The sequence below is a fragment of the Actinacidiphila cocklensis genome, from assembly GCF_907177275.1.
Classification (GTDB): domain Bacteria; phylum Actinomycetota; class Actinomycetes; order Streptomycetales; family Streptomycetaceae; genus Actinacidiphila; species Actinacidiphila cocklensis.
The window spans coordinates 14,884-30,731 of the sequence record NZ_CAJSLV010000075.1; the positions used below are offsets into that span (position 1 = coordinate 14,884).

At 73.2% G+C, this 15,848-nt stretch carries 16 protein-coding genes; 9 read left to right on the forward strand and 7 right to left on the reverse strand.

Annotation, left to right across the window (positions count from 1 at the left end; genetic code table 11):
* Nucleotides 1–114 precede the first annotated feature (114 nt).
* Genes NFU81_RS27735 through NFU81_RS27750 form a run of 4 tightly spaced genes read left to right on the forward strand, consistent with a single transcriptional unit; the run spans nucleotide 115 to nucleotide 2,886 of the window.
* The gene (locus NFU81_RS27735; RefSeq protein ID WP_251495521.1) at nucleotides 115–549 is read left to right on the forward strand and encodes a hypothetical protein; all 435 of its coding nucleotides are present in this window, start codon (nucleotides 115–117) and stop codon (nucleotides 547–549) included.
* A 1-nt stretch (nucleotide 550) separates the two neighbouring features.
* Complete coding sequence (locus NFU81_RS27740; protein ID WP_251495417.1) at nucleotides 551–1,192, forward strand: DCC1-like thiol-disulfide oxidoreductase family protein; 642 nt, start codon at nucleotides 551–553, stop codon at nucleotides 1,190–1,192.
* A 24-nt stretch (nucleotides 1,193–1,216) separates the two neighbouring features.
* Entirely contained in the window at nucleotides 1,217–2,020 is an 804-nt protein-coding gene (locus NFU81_RS27745) for a TetR/AcrR family transcriptional regulator (RefSeq protein WP_251495420.1), read from the forward strand.
* A 47-nt stretch (nucleotides 2,021–2,067) separates the two neighbouring features.
* A complete protein-coding gene (locus NFU81_RS27750; RefSeq protein WP_251495423.1) occupies nucleotides 2,068–2,886 on the forward strand; it encodes a hypothetical protein in 819 nt (272 codons plus the stop codon).
* Here NFU81_RS27750 and NFU81_RS27755 read toward each other — a convergent pair.
* Nucleotides 2,843–3,145, reverse strand: a complete 303-nt coding sequence (locus NFU81_RS27755; RefSeq protein WP_251495426.1) for an SCO4848 family membrane protein — start codon at nucleotides 3,143–3,145, stop codon at nucleotides 2,843–2,845. The two genes, NFU81_RS27750 and NFU81_RS27755, sit on opposite strands and share 44 nt — an antisense overlap.
* 130 nt (nucleotides 3,146–3,275) lie before the next feature.
* Here NFU81_RS27755 and NFU81_RS27760 point away from each other — a divergent pair, with 130 nt between their 5' ends.
* Entirely contained in the window at nucleotides 3,276–4,586 is a 1,311-nt protein-coding gene (locus NFU81_RS27760; protein WP_422665303.1) for a D-alanyl-D-alanine carboxypeptidase family protein, read from the forward strand.
* Nucleotides 4,587–4,768: 182 nt separating this feature from the next.
* Nucleotides 4,769–6,403, forward strand: a complete 1,635-nt coding sequence (locus tag NFU81_RS27765; protein ID WP_251495428.1) for a hypothetical protein — start codon at nucleotides 4,769–4,771, stop codon at nucleotides 6,401–6,403.
* 28 nt (nucleotides 6,404–6,431) lie between these two features.
* Here the strand turns inward: NFU81_RS27765 and NFU81_RS27770 are convergent, their stop codons facing one another.
* The 4 genes from NFU81_RS27770 to NFU81_RS41360 all read right to left on the reverse strand — a co-directional run bounded on the left by NFU81_RS27770 (nucleotide 6,432) and on the right by NFU81_RS41360 (nucleotide 9,775).
* Complete coding sequence (locus NFU81_RS27770) at nucleotides 6,432–7,391, reverse strand: YihY/virulence factor BrkB family protein (RefSeq protein ID WP_251495439.1); 960 nt, start codon at nucleotides 7,389–7,391, stop codon at nucleotides 6,432–6,434.
* A complete protein-coding gene (locus NFU81_RS27775; protein ID WP_251495442.1) occupies nucleotides 7,379–7,837 on the reverse strand; it encodes a GtrA family protein in 459 nt (152 codons plus the stop codon). The genes NFU81_RS27770 and NFU81_RS27775 overlap by 13 nt, the downstream gene beginning before the upstream one ends.
* Nucleotides 7,838–7,977: 140 nt before the next feature.
* Nucleotides 7,978–8,886 carry a decaprenyl-phosphate phosphoribosyltransferase gene (locus NFU81_RS27780; RefSeq protein WP_251495524.1) on the reverse strand — a complete coding sequence of 303 codons (909 nt, stop codon included), beginning with the start codon at nucleotides 8,884–8,886 and terminating at the stop codon, nucleotides 7,978–7,980.
* Nucleotides 8,887–8,938: 52 nt separating this feature from the next.
* Complete coding sequence (locus NFU81_RS41360) at nucleotides 8,939–9,775, reverse strand: phosphatase PAP2 family protein (RefSeq protein WP_422665304.1); 837 nt, start codon at nucleotides 9,773–9,775, stop codon at nucleotides 8,939–8,941.
* Nucleotides 9,776–10,076: 301 nt separating this feature from the next.
* Between NFU81_RS41360 and NFU81_RS27790 the strand changes: the two genes are divergently transcribed.
* Both NFU81_RS27790 and NFU81_RS27795 read left to right on the forward strand, forming a co-directional pair.
* A complete protein-coding gene (locus NFU81_RS27790) occupies nucleotides 10,077–11,456 on the forward strand; it encodes a decaprenylphosphoryl-beta-D-ribose oxidase (protein WP_251495445.1) in 1,380 nt (459 codons plus the stop codon).
* Nucleotides 11,457–11,490: 34 nt separating this feature from the next.
* The gene (locus NFU81_RS27795; protein ID WP_251495448.1) at nucleotides 11,491–12,246 is read left to right on the forward strand and encodes a decaprenylphospho-beta-D-erythro-pentofuranosid-2-ulose 2-reductase; all 756 of its coding nucleotides are present in this window, start codon (nucleotides 11,491–11,493) and stop codon (nucleotides 12,244–12,246) included.
* 45 nt (nucleotides 12,247–12,291) lie between these two features.
* On the opposite strand, the gene NFU81_RS27800 is transcribed toward NFU81_RS27795, so the two are convergent.
* The gene (locus tag NFU81_RS27800) at nucleotides 12,292–12,873 is read right to left on the reverse strand and encodes a 2'-5' RNA ligase family protein (RefSeq protein WP_251495451.1); all 582 of its coding nucleotides are present in this window, start codon (nucleotides 12,871–12,873) and stop codon (nucleotides 12,292–12,294) included.
* 174 nt (nucleotides 12,874–13,047) lie between these two features.
* Nucleotides 13,048–14,061, reverse strand: a complete 1,014-nt coding sequence (gene trpS, locus NFU81_RS27805; RefSeq protein WP_251495453.1) for a tryptophan--tRNA ligase — start codon at nucleotides 14,059–14,061, stop codon at nucleotides 13,048–13,050.
* Between the two features lie 306 nt (nucleotides 14,062–14,367).
* Here trpS and rocD point away from each other — a divergent pair, with 306 nt between their 5' ends.
* The gene (gene rocD, locus NFU81_RS27810; protein ID WP_251495530.1) at nucleotides 14,368–15,552 is read left to right on the forward strand and encodes an ornithine--oxo-acid transaminase; all 1,185 of its coding nucleotides are present in this window, start codon (nucleotides 14,368–14,370) and stop codon (nucleotides 15,550–15,552) included.
* Nucleotides 15,553–15,848: the final 296 nt, after the last annotated feature.

Here is a 15,848-nt window from a genome sequence, read left to right on the forward strand (position 1 = left end):
CGCCCTGCGTGGCGAAGGGCGGACCCGAGCTTGAACGTGTTCAGAAACAGGGCTATGGTCATCCTGTTCGAAGTTTTGAACACGTTCAAGGAACGTAGAGGGGTGGAATTCGTCATGGACCTGACCGTCCTTGCCTATGTCGTCTACCTGGTGGTCAGCATCGGGCTGACCATCTGGGTGGCCAGGACACTCAGCAGCAACGGCAGGGTCTTCCTGGCCGACGTGCTGCACGGCAACGAGAAGCTCGCGGACGCCGTCAACCACCTGCTGGTCGTCGGCTTCTACCTGGTGAACATGGGCTTCGTCGCGCTCTACCTGAAGTCGGCCGACACCGCGGACGACGCCCGCCAGGTCTTCGAGCAGCTGTCGGTCAAGCTCGGGGTGGTGCTGCTGGTGCTCGGCGCGATGCACCTGGGCAATGTGTTCGTCCTCAACAAGATCCGCCGGCGCGGCCTGATGGAGCGCGAGCAGTACCCGCCGGTCGACCCCGACGGGCTCACCGAGACCGCGGTGGGCGGCTGGACCGGCCCGAAGCCCGCGGGCGCCTGAGATGGCCACCCAGACGACGGCGGCCGGGACCCCGGCCGCCGCCCCGGCCGGGCGGCCGCGGCGGGCGCCGCTGCGCGGGCTGACCGTGCTCTACGACCCGCAGTGCCGGCTCTGCGCCTTCGTCAGCGGCTGGCTGGCCGGGCAGCGCAAGCTGATCCCGCTCCGGCTGGTCCCGGTCGGCTCGGCGCAGGCCCGCCGGCTCTTCCCCGCCCTCGACCACGACGGCGCCACCCGCCGGGAGATCACCGCCGTCGGCGACGCGGGCCAGGTCTACATCGGCGACTCCGCCTGGGTGGTGTGCCTGTGGGCGCTGGCCGACCACCGCGCCCTCGCGCACACCATGAGCACGCCCAGCCGCCGCCGGCTGGCGAGGGCCGCGATGCTCGGCGTCGCCAAATACCGCGGCGCCCACGAAGCCCCGCGCCGCGCCGCCACCGAGCACGTCCCGGGGCGGACCCCGCCCCGCGGCGCCCCCCTGGCCGGCCGCCGCCCGCCGCACATTGCCGAGCCGTCGCATATTGCCGAGCCGTCACGTACCCCGTGGGTCTACGACGGGGCCGGCGGCTGGACGGTGGCCGACCCGGCCCCGGACCGGCCCGCGGAGCCCGGCGGCTGCGCGGGCGGGTGTGCTCCGCCGGGCTAGGCGGCAGGCCTTAGGCTCACCGTGATGGAGGACAACGGCACGACGACAGGGGCGCCCGCCGCAGGAACCGCGGAGGAACTGCCCGGCGGGCGGGCGCGGCCCAAGACCGGCAAGAGCGAGCAGACCAGGGCGCTGATCCTGGAGACCGCGATGCGGCTCTTCCAGGAGCGCGGCTACGACAAGACCACGATGCGGGCCATCGCCCAGGAGGCGGGGGTCTCGGTCGGGAACGCGTACTACTACTTCGAGTCCAAGGAGTTCCTGATCCAGGGCTTCTACGACCGGATGACGTACGCGCACGCGCTGGACGCCGCGGCCCGGATGGCGGGCGAGCGGGACTTCGACGCGCGGTTGCGGATCGCCCTGGAGTCCTGGCTGGACTGCGCCGCCGAGTACCACGAGTTCGCCGCGCAGTTCTTCCGCACGGCGGCCGACCCGGACAGCTCGCTCAGCCCGTTCTCGAACGAGTCGCACCCGGCGCGGGCGACCGCGGTCGAACTCTTCCGGGACGTCCTGTCGGGGTCCGACCTGGCGCCCAAGCTCGACGCGGAACTGGCCGAGCTGCTGCCGGAGCTGCTCTGGCTGCACCTGATGGTCGTCGTCCTCTACTGGGTCTTCGACCGCACCCCCGACACCGCCCGCACCAGGGAGTTCGTCCGCCGGTCCACACCGCTGGTCGCGAAGCTGATCTCGCTGTCCCGCTACCGGGTCTTCCGGCCGATGGTCCGCGACGCCAAGTCCCTGATCCAGGACTTCATCCTCCCCACCATCGGCCGCACGACGGCCACCCGCAGCGCCACCCCGCCCGCTCCCCCGCGGCCCACCTGACCCCGTCGGGCGTCGCCGCCCCGCTCCACGGCCAGAAAGGCCCGGCGATGCCCTCCTCGACCCCGCTGCCCCCGCCCCCACCCGAGGCGCAGGCCGGCTGCGGCACGTTCCTCCTCGTCATGGTCGCCGGGCTCGGCGCGATCATCTGCTCGGCAGGCGCCGTGCTCACGCGCTTCGTCAGCCGGGAGGAGCTGCCGGACCAGGGACCCTGGGACGCCTACCTCACCGTGGCACTGCTGTGGGCCGCGGCCGCCGGGGTCGCCGCCGTCGTGACGGCCTTCGCCCCCTCGCCCCGCCGCGGCAGTACCCCGGGACGGCGCGTCGCCTTGCTGGACACGGCGATGGCGCTCGCCATCCTCTGGCCACTGGAGGCGGCGCTGTTCGCCCTCTCCGTCGCCACCCGCCGGGGGCTCCGCCGCGGCATACGCCCGGCCGCCGCCGCGATGAGCGTCGTCACCCTGGTCGGCGGCACCTGGTGGGGCGTGACGGCCTACGACGGCGCGCAGCCGAGACGGGACACGCACGTGTCGCGCGACGCGCTGGTCGGCGAGTGGCGCACGTCGGACGGCGGCCTGCTGGTGCTGGCGGCGGACGGGCACTACAGCGCAACGCAGGTGCCGAGCCTGCTGTTCACCTTCGACTGGGATTCGCAGGCCCGGGTCGACGCGGCGGGCGACTGGGACTTCGACACCTTCAGCGGCTTCGTCTTCACCGATGCCGGGGCGGAGGGCGGCACCGACACCGACCTCTCCGTCTACCGGACCCGGTCGGCGCGGATGCTCTGCGTCGTCGAGGACCCCGACACCGCCTGCGACACCGGGCTCACCTTCCTGCGGGTGCCGGGTCCTGCTGCTGCGGCTCGGTGACGGCGGCGGGGTGCCGGGCCGCGCGCAGGGCGCGCAGGCCGCGCAGGCCGATCACACCGATGGCCGTGCCGAAGACCGTGGAGACCACGGCCAGGGTCAGATGGATCCAGAAGTACGCGGTCGGCGACGAGTGGTCTCCGTGGTGGAAGGCCAGACCGCTGGTGTCCTTCCACAGGTTCTTCACAAAGGTGACCCAGACGATCCACGACCACACACCGAAGGCGGCGAGGAACCAGGACACCGGGCGACTGAGCTTCATACGTCCCAGTATGGGCGGCCCCCCGCGAGGCCGGAAGGCGGGGGCGCCGCCGCCGGTGCGGGCGGCTTCACCCGGGTGCGGGCCGACCCTGGCGGGGGAACGGGTACCTGAGCCCTGTACGTTCTTGCGAGTGCCTACGCCTCAGATCGCGCCGCCCGCCCGCCGCGCGCTGCGCCACCGCATTCTGGCGGTCACCGCGACCGCAGCGACCGCCGTTGTGCTGGGCGGCTCCGTACTGACCGGGACGGCCGCGGCCGCGCCGGACCGCGGGCCGAAGGTGCCGCAGCCGCCCGCGCGGATGTCGACGGTCGGCGGCGACCGGCTGGGGGTGCCGGGCACCCAGGTGGACCTCTCGGGCGGTGCGCCGGCGCTGCCGGCCAAGCTGACCGCCCGTTCCTGGATCGTGGCGGACGCGGAGACCGGCGACATCCTCGCCGAGCACAACGCGCACTGGCAGCTCGCCCCGGCCAGCACCCTGAAGATGCTGTTCGCGGACGTCGTCCTGCCGAAGTTCCCCTCGTCCGAGCAGCACGTCGTCGCGGCGAGCGACCTCCAGGGCATGGGCGCGGGCAGCAGCCTGGTCGGGATACAGGAGCACCAGGGCTACTCCGTCAAGGACCTGTGGCTCGGGGTGTTCCTGCGCTCGGGCAACGACGCGGTCCATGTGCTGGCCGCGATGAACGGCGGCGTGCCCAAGACCGTCGCCGACATGAACGCCATGGCCAAGGAGCTGCAGGCGAACGACACCAACGTCGTCACGCCGGACGGCTACGACGAGCCGGGCCAGCACAGCAGCGCGTACGACCTCACGCTCTTCGCCCGGCAGGGTCTGCAGAACGCGGACTTCCGGGCCTACTGCTCCACCGTCGTCGCGCAGTTCCCCGGCGACTACAAGAAGGACAAGAGCGGCAAGCCGACCAAGGTCCGCGAGTCCTTCCAGATCCAGAACACCGACCGCCTGCTCAGCGGTGACTACGACCTCAAGCGCTACCCGGGCATCGCCGGTGTGAAGAACGGCAACACGACCAACGCCGGCGCCACCTACACCGGTGTCGCGCAGCGCAACGGGCGCACCCTGCTGGTCACCGTGATGAACCCGGCGCCGGGGCACAACAACGTCTACCGGGAGGCCGGCGCGCTGCTGGACTGGGGCTTCAAGGCCGCGCCCACCGCGAAGCCGGTCGGCACCCTGGTGCCGCCGCTCAGCCAGGTGAAGGCGTCGGCCTCGGCGACCCCCAAGCCGGCCGCAGGCGACGCCAAGCGGATCGACGCGTCCGCGAGCACCTCGTCGTCGTCCTCGTCCGGCGGCCTGTGGACGGCCGCCGGCATCACCGTGGGTACGGCGCTGGTCCTCGCGGTCGTCATCACCGTCATCCGCCGCCGGCGCCCGCTGCCGGGCGCCGCCCCGACCCGCGGCTCGGGCCACCGCAGGCGCCGCTGACACCGGGGGCGCCGCTGACACCGGGGGCGCCTCTGATACCCCGGGGCGCCCGCCAACAGGACCTCGTACAACCTTTGTTCACCCTTCCCTGTCTTCGTGTTCACAAGGACGAGTGCACAAGGGGCGGGGACATGACGGGGTTGCGGGGGCGGCGCGGTGCGGCGCGGAGCAGAACGCGGTGGATGGTCACCGCTGTGGTGTCGGCGGGGCTGGCGGTGGGCGCCGCCGTGTCGCCCGCCCACGCCGACAGCACGCTGACATCGGTGATCGTCCCGGCGCAGCTGCCGCTGCCGCTGGGGCCGTCCGCCGCACAGAACCCGGTGAAGCCGCTGGAGGTCGAACTCTCCCGCAGCCCTTCGGTGGGTTTCATGGCGGGCACGCTGACGATCGACACCTCCGAGATCTCCGGCCTCGCCGACATCACCTGGCCGTCGGCCTGCACGCCGGCCGCGGACGGCAGCGGGGCCGAGTGCGACGCCCCGATCGCGGACCGGACGCTGACCAAGACGGTGGTCCTCCAGCTGAAGGCGGCCGCAGACGCCCACGGCGGCGCCTCGGGGGTGATCCACTACACCGGCCACGCGCCCGGGAAGCCGGACGTGCACGGTCAGACGCAGGTCACCGTCCGGTCGGGCGCCGACGTCGAGCTGCACGGGGTGCCGAACAAGCTCAGGACGACGCCGGGCGACACGGCGGCGCTGCCCTTCGCGCTGACCAACCACGGCGGTCAGCCGGGTGAGGGCACGGCGCTGTTCGCCACCCCCTCGCACGCCCTGGACTCGGTGCCGCGGTTCGGCAACTGCTGGTACGAGGTCGACGGCGCCGGCAAGGTCGGCTTCATGATGTGCGCACTCCCGCCGGTCGCGCCCGGCGGCACGGTGTCGTACGGGGGGCTGACCTTCACCGCAGGTGCCAACGCGCTGATCGAGGACGTGGAGTTCGGCGCCGCCCCGTACACCTCCGACACCCTGGCCGCCGAGCGCGAGCACCACACGCTGGTCCAGGGCACAGGTCCCGACCTGGCCCCCGACGGCTCCCCCGTCTCGGCGAACGGCACACCGTACATGGGCGACGTGAAGGTCGACGTCGACAACACCGCGGAGCTCTCGCTGTCGGTGCCGCAACTGCGGGGCAAGAAGGGCGCGGTGGTCGACGCGGTCGTGTCGGTCGCCAACCAGGGGCCGGCCGACTACGTGGACGCGTGGAACGAGAACCCGATCGGCCGCGTCGACTTCCGCCCCCCGCCGGGCACCACGGTGGTCGACCCCTACGAGGGCTGCAGCGTCTTCGACGCGAACGGCAAGCGGCTGGACTGGGGCGTCCCCGGCGCGCGGTACTCCTGCCCGCTCGGCTTCTACTTCCTGAGCGGCAGGTCGCAGGACGTCCACTTCAAGCTGCGGATCGACAAGGTCGTGCCGAACGCGACCGGCAGCGCGTCCGTCACGGCCAAGGCGTACGACAAGAACACCGCGAACAACAGCGCGAAGGTCGTGCTCAACGCCACCTCCGGCGGTACCGCCACCGGCGGTGGCACGTCGGGCGGCGGCCACGGCAGCAGCGGCGGCGGCAGCGCCACCGGGGGCACGACGGGGTCCGCGGGCGGCAGCGCCTCCGGCGGCGGCAGCGGAGGTACGAGCGGGACGACCGGTATGTCGGCGACCTCGGGCTCGTCGGGCACGTCCGGCTCCACCGGCGGCGACCTGGCCGCCACCGGCAGCGACCCGGTCGGCCTGATCGGCGGCGTCGCGCTGGGCTGCGGCCTGCTCGGCGGCGCGGTGCTGCTCCTGATGCGGTCGCGGCGGCGTACGGCCGCGTGACGGCCGGCTGGACCTCGTGGCCCGCGGGCTACGAGGTCCAGCGGGTCGCGCCGCCCTCGCCTACCTCCTTGGGCTGCTCGGGCGGCGGCGGGGGGATGAGGTGGGCGTGGCGCGGGGTGGCGGTCCAGGCGGCGCAGTACAGCAGCAGCTTGGCCATGAAGTTGAACCACAGCATCAGCGCGACGGGCGTGCCGAAGGCACCGTAGATGTTGCGTCCCGCGACCCGCTGGAGGTAGCTGGCCAGCGCGACCTTGAGGATCTCCAGGCCGACCGCGCCGATCAGCGAGGCGACGATCACCGGCTGGCGCGGCGGGTCGACGCCCGGCATCAGGGTGAGCAGGTAGAGCAGGATCAGGAAGTCGGCGACGACGGCCAGCACGTAGCCGACGACGGTCAGCAGGACCCGGCCGCTGCTGTGCTCGGACAGGCCGATGTGGTCGGCGGTCCAGTTCACCGCGGCGGTCGCGAAACCGGACGCGCCGAGCGAGACCAGGACGGCGAGGCCGAGGCCGAACAGGATGCCGGCGTCGACGATCTTGCCGATCACCACGTTCTGGTCGCTCTTGTCCTTGCCCCACACCGCCCGCAGGCAGTCCCGCAGCGAGCTGACCCAGCCGATGCCGGTGAGGAGCAGCGCGGCGGACGCGATCAGGCCGACGGTGCCGGCGTTGTCGACCAGGCCGTGGATGTCGATCTGGTCGGCGATGCCGGGGATCTGCTGGGTGAGCTTGTTCTCCACCCGGTCGAGCCGGCCCTGCGACAGCAGGGCCGCGCCCACTGCCGCGGCCACCGTGATCAGTGGGAAGAGCGCAAGGAAGCTGGTGAAGGTCATCGCGGCGGCCAGCCGCGTCCAGTGCACGCCCAGCAGATGGGCGAACGCCCGCCAGGCGTGCGTCAGCGCGACGCGGTCGACGAGCGGTTTGACACGCCTGTCGTACCACGGCCCGAGCCGTGGACCGATCCACGGAACCCGGGTCAGCCAGTCCATGGAGGTCGGCTACCCCCCTCGGGCCGCGGCACGCCGCGTCCGCCCCGGATGGCGGTGCGGAAGACCAGGGTGCGGGTGCCCCAGAAGCGCAGGACGGTCGCCAGCACCATGCCGACACCGGCGCCGGAGAAGATGTCGGCGCGCGGGCTGGTGAACCCCAGGACGTAGTGCGACGCGGCCAGGCAGAGCAGTTGGACGCCGGCGCCGGCCGCGTTGACGGCGAAGAAGACGCCGAAGCGGCGGGCGCGGCCGGCGGCCGGGGCGCAGCGGCGGTAGGTGCCCAGCGCGTTGCCGAGGTAGGCGACGGCGCAGCCGGCGAGGAAGGACAGCGACTTGGCGGTGAGCGGCCCGAGCCCGGAGTGGCCGCGCAGCCAGATGAACAGCCCGAGGTCCGCGGCGTAGGCGGCGCCCCCGGCGAGGGCGAAGCCGGCGATCTCGGGCGCCATGGCGCGCAGCCCCGCGGCGCGGCGGCGGCCGCGCGGCGGGGTACGGCGCGGTGGGCGCGGCAATGTACGCCGGGGTGCCCGCCGCGGTGCAAGGCGCGGCGGGCGTCGCAATGTGCGCCGGGGTGACGCGGTGCGTGCGCTCATCTGTTGACCGCGGCGAGCACGTAGAGCGCGCCCCAGGCCAGACCGATCACCACGAGGGCGCGGTCGCGCAGCAGGACGTCCTCGGGGGCGCCTGCGGAACCGGCGTCGGCGAAGACGGCGTAGCGCAGCACCGACAGGATGAACGGGACCATCGACAGCTGGCGCCACGGCAGCAGTCCTGAGGCCGTACCGCCGGTCTCCATCGCCCACAGGCAGTAGGCGAGGACGCCGACGCCCGCCGCGAGCTGCCACACGAAGCGCAGATAGCCCGTGGTGTACTCGCCGAGCAGCGCGCGCGTGGCGCCGACGTCGCCGTCCTTGCCGGACATCAGCACCAGCTCGGAGTAGCGCTTGGCGGCGACGATGAACAGCGCGCAGAAGCCGGAGGTGATCAGGAACCAGCGGGACAGGCCGATACCGAGGGCGACTCCGCCGGCCATGGCCCGCATCAGGAAGCCGGTGGTGACGATGACCAGGTCGACCACCAGCATGTGCTTGAGCCACACGCAGTAGGCCAGTTGCATGACCACGTAGCCGGCCAGCAGTCCCGCGGTGTCGGCGTTGCAGGTCACCGCGGCGACGGCGGGGGCGGCCACCGCGAGCAGCCCGCCCGCGGCATAGGCGACGCCGACGGGCACCTGTCCGCAGGCCACCGGGCGCTGCCGCTTGACCGGGTGCGCCCGGTCGGCGTCGGCGTCCCTGGCGTCGTTGATCAGGTAGACGGCGGACGCGCAGGCGGTGAAGAGCACCAGGACGACGCCGAGTTGTACGGAGTCGCGCAGCGACAGCAGCCTCCCCGCGGCGAAGGGGGCGGCGAGCACCAGGCCGTTCTTGACCCACTGCCGCGGGCGCGCGGTGCGGACGAGCCCTGCGGGCAGCCCCCGCGCGGCCTTGTCCTCTGCCAGGACCCCGACGCCGGCGCCGCGCGCGGTCTCCTCGACGAGTACGGCTGAGGGTTCACCCACGGGACCCACCGCCCGGGGCGGTACACCCGTGGTGGGCGCCGAGCGCCCAGGTGCGGCCCAGCCGGGCGGCGACCGCTCCGAGCAGGGCGCCGCAGACGACGTCGCTCGGGTAGTGGACGCCGGCGACGAGCCGGGAGACGCATATGGCGGCGGCGAGGACGGGCACGGCGGCCGTTCCCGGCAGCAGCGCGCCGAAGGCGGTCACGGCGGCGGCCGAGGACGTGGCGTGCGAGGAGGGGAAGCTGTGCCGTCCTGCGGTGTGCACCAGGGGCGCATCGCCGGGGGTGATCGGCCGCGGCCGTCGCGCGACCCGCTTCACGCCCATGCTCAGCACGTGCGCGGCCCCGACGACGGCCGTGGCGCGCAGCCAGACCGCCCGCCGCTCCGCGTCCGCGGCGGCGCCCGCCGCACCGACGGCCATCCACACGGCGCCGTGCTCGCCGGCAAGGCCGAGCGCCTGGACGGCGCCCGCGACCCGCCGGTCGCTGCCGTAGCCGCGCAGGAGCGCGAGGACCCGCCGGTCGAGGCGGACGACGGCGGCGGCCGCGTCGGGCGTACGGCGCCGCTTGCGGGCGGGCCGGCCTGCGCCCTGCTCGTCGTCGCGTCGCACGGGCAGCTCGACGACCACGCGCCCGGCCAGGGCGGTCCTGCGCAGCCCGGTGGGCGTACTCGGCGCCATCGGCCGGACGCCGCCCGCGTCGATGCCCTGCGGCTGACGGCCCTGGGCGTGGCCCGGCGGGAAGGCGAGGACCCGGGGGGATCCGGCCGGGGTCGGGGTGGGCCGGGATATCGAGGTGCCGCGCTGTGCGGCGGAGTCGGATCGGCGCATCGGCGGTTTTCTCCCTCCGCGTGTGTTCCGCGGCAGGTCCGCGGGGCGGGTCCCGCGGTGGTCGCCGCGGTGTCCCGGTCCCGCGGGGATGGCCGCGGGCTGTCCGCGGAGCCTTTCCGCGGTGCGCACGCGGGGCGTGCGCGCACTGTCCGCGGCGGGGTGCGAGATGCCGCACCTCGATGCGTCCAGCCCTGAGTGATTACCGTGCGGGCGGCCCGCTCACGCAGCGACACTCACCCGTTACGGTGAGAAATGCGGCATAACCCCCTTTTGGTATCTTCCGGGCGATACGGTCAGCGATATGCCCGTACCCTTCGCCGCCGACTCCGCCGCCGAGGCCGTCTCCGTCACCGGCTGGGGCCGTACCGCGCCCAGCTCCGCGCAGGTGCTGCGCCCCGGTTCGTACGAGGAGGCGGTGCGCGCCGTGCGCGAGTGCGGCGGGCGCGGGACGATCGCCCGCGGGCTCGGGCGGGCGTACGGGGACGCGGCGCAGAACGCCGGGGGTGCGGTGCTGGACATGACGGGTCTGGACCGCATCCACGAGATCGACGCGGTCAACGGCCTGGTGGTGTGCGACGCGGGGGTCTCGCTGCACCGGCTGATGCAGGTGCTGCTGCCGCTGGGCTGGTTCGTCCCGGTCTCCCCCGGCACCCGCTACGTGACCGTCGGCGGGGCGATCGGCGCCGACATCCACGGCAAGAACCACCACGTGTCCGGCTCCTTCTGCCGCCACGTCCGGGCGATCGAGCTGCTCACCGGCGACGGCGAGACCCGGCTGGTCACCCCGGAGGACGAGCCCGACCTGTTCTGGGCGACGGCCGGCGGCATGGGCCTGACCGGCATCGTGCTGGCCGCGACCGTCGAGCTGATGCCGGTCGAGACGTCGATGATGACGGTGGACACCGAGCGGGCCACCGACCTGGACGACCTGATGGCCAGGCTCACCGCCGAGGACCACCGCTACCGCTACTCGGTGGCCTGGATCGACCTGCTCGCGCGCGGCGCGAAGACCGGCCGCGCGGTGCTGACCCGCGGCGACCACGCCCCGCTCGACGCGCTGCCCCCGCGGCTGCGGGACGAGCCGCTGGCCTTCCGGCCCGGCCGGCTGCCGGCCGCCCCGCGCTTCCTGCCCGACGGGCTGCTCGGCCGCCGCAGCGTGGGGCTGTTCAACGAGTTCTGGTACCGCAAGGCGCCCCGCGAGCAGCGCGGCAGGCTGCAGCGGCTCAGCAGCTTCTTCCACCCGCTGGACGGCCTGCCGGAGTGGAACCGGATCTACGGCCGCGGCGGCTTCGTGCAGTACCAGTTCGTCGTCGGCCACGGCGAGGAGGAGGCGCTGCGCCGGATCGTGCGGCGGATCGGCTCGCGCCGCTGCCCGTCCTTCCTCGCCGTCCTCAAGCGCTTCGGCGACGCCGACCCCGGCTGGCTGTCCTTCCCGGTGCCCGGCTGGACGCTGGCCCTGGACATCCCGGCCGCGATGCCTGGCCTCGCCGCCTTCCTCGACGAGCTGGACGACGAGGTCGCGGCGGCCGGCGGCCGGGTCTACCTGGCCAAGGACGCCCGGCTGCGCCCCGACGTGCTGGCCAGGATGTATCCGCGGCTCGACGCCTTCCGCGACCTGCGGACCCGCTACGACCCGCGCGGCGCCATCACCTCCGACCTCGCCCGCCGGCTGGGCGTATGAGGCCGCAGCCGCCCCCGACTTCAGTGGAGAACCCATGAAGGACGCCTTCGGTGCCCCGCAGTCCCTGCTGATCCTCGGCGGCACCTCGGAGATCGGGCTGGCGACCGCCCGCCGGCTGATCACCCGCCGCACCCGTACGGTCTTCCTGGCCGGACGCCCGTCGGAGGGCCTGGAGTCGGCGGCGGAGTCGCTGCGCTCGATCGGCGCGCAGGTGCACACCGTGGCCTTCGACGCGCTCGACCCCGGCTCGCACGAGACCGCGCTCGGCAAGGTCTTCGCGGAGGGCGACGTCGACATGGTGCTGCTGGCCTTCGGGGTGCTCGGCGACCAGGCGCGCGACGAGCAGGAACCACTGGCCGCGGTGCAGGTCGCACAGGTCAACTACACCGGGGCGGTCTCCGCGTCGCTGGTGTGCGCGGCCGCGCTCCAGGCCCAGGGCCACGGCTCGCTCGTGGTGCTGTCCTCGGTGGCCGGCGAGCGCGCCCGCCGCGTCAACTTCATCTACGGCAGCAGCAAAGCGGGCCTGGACGCCTTCTGCCAGGGCCTGGCCGACGCCATGCACGGCTCGGGGGTGCATGTGATGACGGTCAGGCCCGGATTCGTCCACACCCGGATGACGGCGGGCCTGCCGCCCGCCCCGCTGGCCGCCACCCCGGACGAGGTCGCCACCGCGATCGAGCTGGGGCTGCGCCGCCGCAGCGGCACGATCTGGGTGCCGGGGGCGCTGCGCGTGGTGATGGCGGGCATCCGGCACCTGCCGCGCCCGCTCTTCCGCCGGCTGCCCGTCTGAGCCGCGGGCACGGGCGCGAGCGCCCGGGTCCAGGCCCGCCGCGCCTCACAGCCGGGTGGTCTCCCGCGCCTCAGCGGCCGTCTGCTGGTGCGGCACGGTCGGCACCTCCGTGCCGAAAGGGTATTCACGCATCTTGCGCCACACACCGTCACCGCCCTGCTCGTAGAGGGCGAACCCGCCGACGGTCCAGTCGGCCGTGAACTCCGCCAGCTCCCGCTGGGCGCGGTCCATGGCGGCCTCCTCGATGCCGTGCGCGACGGTGACATGCGGGTGGTAGGGGAACTGCAGCTCCCGCTCGACGGGACCCGACCTGACCTTCTCCTGCAGCTCCGCGCAGCCCCCGCCGCCCTCGGCGAGCCGCACGTAGACCACCGGCGACAGCGGCCGGAAGGTGTCCGTGCCGCGCAGCCGCATCGGGAAGGGCCGCCCCTCGGCGGCCACCTGGGCCAAGTGCCGCCGGAAGGCGGGCAGGTCGGTGCAGCCGACCTCGGTGGGCGGCAGCAGCGTCACATGGGTGGGGATGGCGTACGCGGCCGGGTCGCCGAAACCCGCGCGCCGGTCCTGGAGCAGCCGTCCGTACGGCTCCGGGACCGCGATGGACACGCCGATCGTGGTGGTGGTCTCCAAGGCGTTCACCCCTTTCCCCCAGGTCGGTGCCGACGGCAGAAGGTCGCCGTCGCCCTGCGTCGTGCGTACTCCGTGTCCCCGTTGTCCCCGCTGCTACCACTGTTCCCGTGGACTCAGTACACCCGGTGGACCCCGGGCCGTGCATCCCCGCGCCGGCCCGGTGCGCCCTGCCCGTCAGTGCTTGGCCGGCACCAGGCCCATCCGGTCGTAGGCCGCCGCCAGCGTCTCGGCCGCGACGGCCCTGGCCTTCTCCGCGCCCTTGGCCAGGACGGAGTCCAGGGTCTCCGGGTCTCCCAGATACTCCCTCGTGCGCTCGTGGAACGGTGTGACCCACTCCACGAAGATGTCCGCGAGGTCGGTCTTGAGCGCACCGTAGCCCTTGCCCTCGTACTGCCGTTCCAGTTCCGGGATTCCGGTACCGGTGAGGGCGGAGTGAATGGTGAGCAGATTGCTGACGCCCGGCTTGTCCTTTTCGTCGTATCGGATGACCGTGTCGGTGTCGGTGACCGCGCTGCGGAACTTCTTCGCCGAGACCTTCGGGTCGTCCAGCAGGTTGACCAGGCCCTTGGGGGACGCCGCCGACTTGCTCATCTTCGCGGTCGGGTCCTGGAGGTCGTAGATCTTGGCGACCTCGCGCACGATGTGCGGCGCCGGGACGGTGAAGGTCGGGCCGTAGCGGCCGTTGAAGCGCTCGGCCAGGTCGCGGGTCAGCTCGATGTGCTGGCGCTGGTCCTCGCCGACCGGGACGGCGTCGGCCTGGTAGAGCAGGATGTCGGCGACCTGCAGGATCGGGTACGTGAACAGGCCGACCGTGGCGCGGTCGGCGCCCTGCTTGGCGGACTTGTCCTTGAACTGCGTCATCCGGGAGGCCTCGCCGAACCCGGTGATGCAGTTCATCACCCAGCCGAGCTGGGCGTGCTCGGGCACATGGCTCTGGATGAAGAGCGTGCAGCGCTCCGGGTCGAGCCCCGCGGCCAGCAGCTGGGCGGCGGCGAGCCGGGTGTTCGCGCGCAGCTCCGCAGGGTCCTGCGGAACGGTGATCGCGTGCAGGTCCACGACCATGTAGAACGCGTCGTGCGACTCCTGGAGCGCCACATACTGCCGGATCGCACCGAGGTAGTTCCCCAGGTGGAAAGAGCCGGCGGTGGGCTGGATGCCCGAGAGGGCACGGGGACGTTCGAAGGCCATACTCACCATTCTCTCAGGTCGGCGTGCGGTCCCACACCCCCGATCGCGACCGCCGGATCTGCGCCGGGACCACGTTTTCGCCGTAAGGTTTCACGCCATCACCGGTGAGCGACGATAGAAATATGGGGCGCAGCCCCGGGGCACACCCCGCCCCGCTCCCAGGCCAGGGCCTGGCTCCCGACGCACGACGAACGGAGTACGCACGTGAGCACCAGCACACCCGGTACGACTCCAGGCACCACCCCCGGCACCTCCGGCGGTTCTTCCGCCGGCTCTTCCGCCGGTTCTTCCGCAACCGAGCGGCAGATCGCCTCGGCCGAGGCGCACAGCGCGCACAACTACCACCCGCTGCCCGTGGTCATCGCCGAGGCGGAGGGCGCCTGGGTGACCGACGTCGAGGGCCGCCGCTACGTCGACATGCTGGCCGGCTACTCGGCGCTGAACTTCGGCCACGCCCACCCGCGGCTCATCGCCGCGGCCAAGGCGCAGCTCGACCGGGTCACCCTGACGTCGCGGGCCTTCCACCACGACCGGTTCGCGCAGTTCTGCACGGAGCTGGCGGAGCTGTGCGGCATGGAGATGGTGCTGCCGATGAACACCGGCGCGGAGGCGGTGGAGACCGCCGTCAAGACCGCGCGCAAGTGGGGCTACCAGGTCAAGGGCGTACCGCAGGGGCGGGCGAAGATCGTCGTGGCCGACGGCAACTTCCACGGCCGCACCACCACGATCATCAGCTTCTCGACCGATCCGGAGGCCCGCGCCGACTTCGGCCCGTACACGCCCGGCTTCGAGGTCGTCCCCTACGGCGACCTCGACGCGCTCGACGCGGCGGTCGACGACGACACCGTCGCGGTGCTGCTCGAACCGATCCAGGGCGAGGCGGGCGTGCTGGTGCCGCCGCCGGGCTACCTCGCCGGGGTGCGGCGGATCACCGCGGAGCGCCGGGTGCTCTTCGTCGCCGACGAGATCCAGTCGGGCCTGGGCCGCACCGGGCGCACCTTCGCCTGCGAGCACGAGGACGTCGTGCCCGACATGTACGTCCTCGGCAAGGCGCTCGGCGGCGGGGTGGTGCCGGTGTCGGCGGTCGTCTCCTCGCGTGCGGTGCTCGGCGTCTTCCGCCCCGGCGAGCACGGGTCCACCTTCGGTGGGAATCCGCTGGCCTGCGCGGTGGGTCTTGAGGTCATCGCGATGCTGCGCACCGGGGAGTACCAGCAGCGGGCCGCCGACCTCGGCGACCACCTGCACCGGGAACTGGGCGCGCTGCTGGCCGGGGGCGCGCTGACCGCGGTGCGCGGCCGGGGGCTCTGGGCCGGCCTGGACATCCCGCCGGCCCGCGGGACCGGCCGCTCCGTCTCCGAGGCGCTCCTCGGCCGCGGCGTCCTGGCCAAGGACACCCACACCTCGACGATCCGGCTGGCGCCGCCCCTGGTCATCTCCAAGGACGACCTCGACTGGTCCCTGACCCAGCTCCGCGCGGTGCTCACGCCGTGACCGCAGGGTAAGTGCCACGCGCAGCCGCGTTGCGACCTTCCCACCCCCGTGGCTTGTCGCGCAGTTCCGCCCCCAGAGCTTCGCCTGGGGGTACCCCCAGCGCCTCCTGAAATACGCCCACCCTCTGCACAGAGGGCAACCCAGGAGGGACGCGGGCGGAACTGCGCGCCAAGCACGACGGTGGGAAAGGCAACCGCCCACCGCAAGGGGCAATCGCCCAGGGGCGCGGGGAACTGCGCCACCAGCCACCACGGCGCTATAGACAAAGCACCCACCGCAAGGGGCAATCGCCCAGG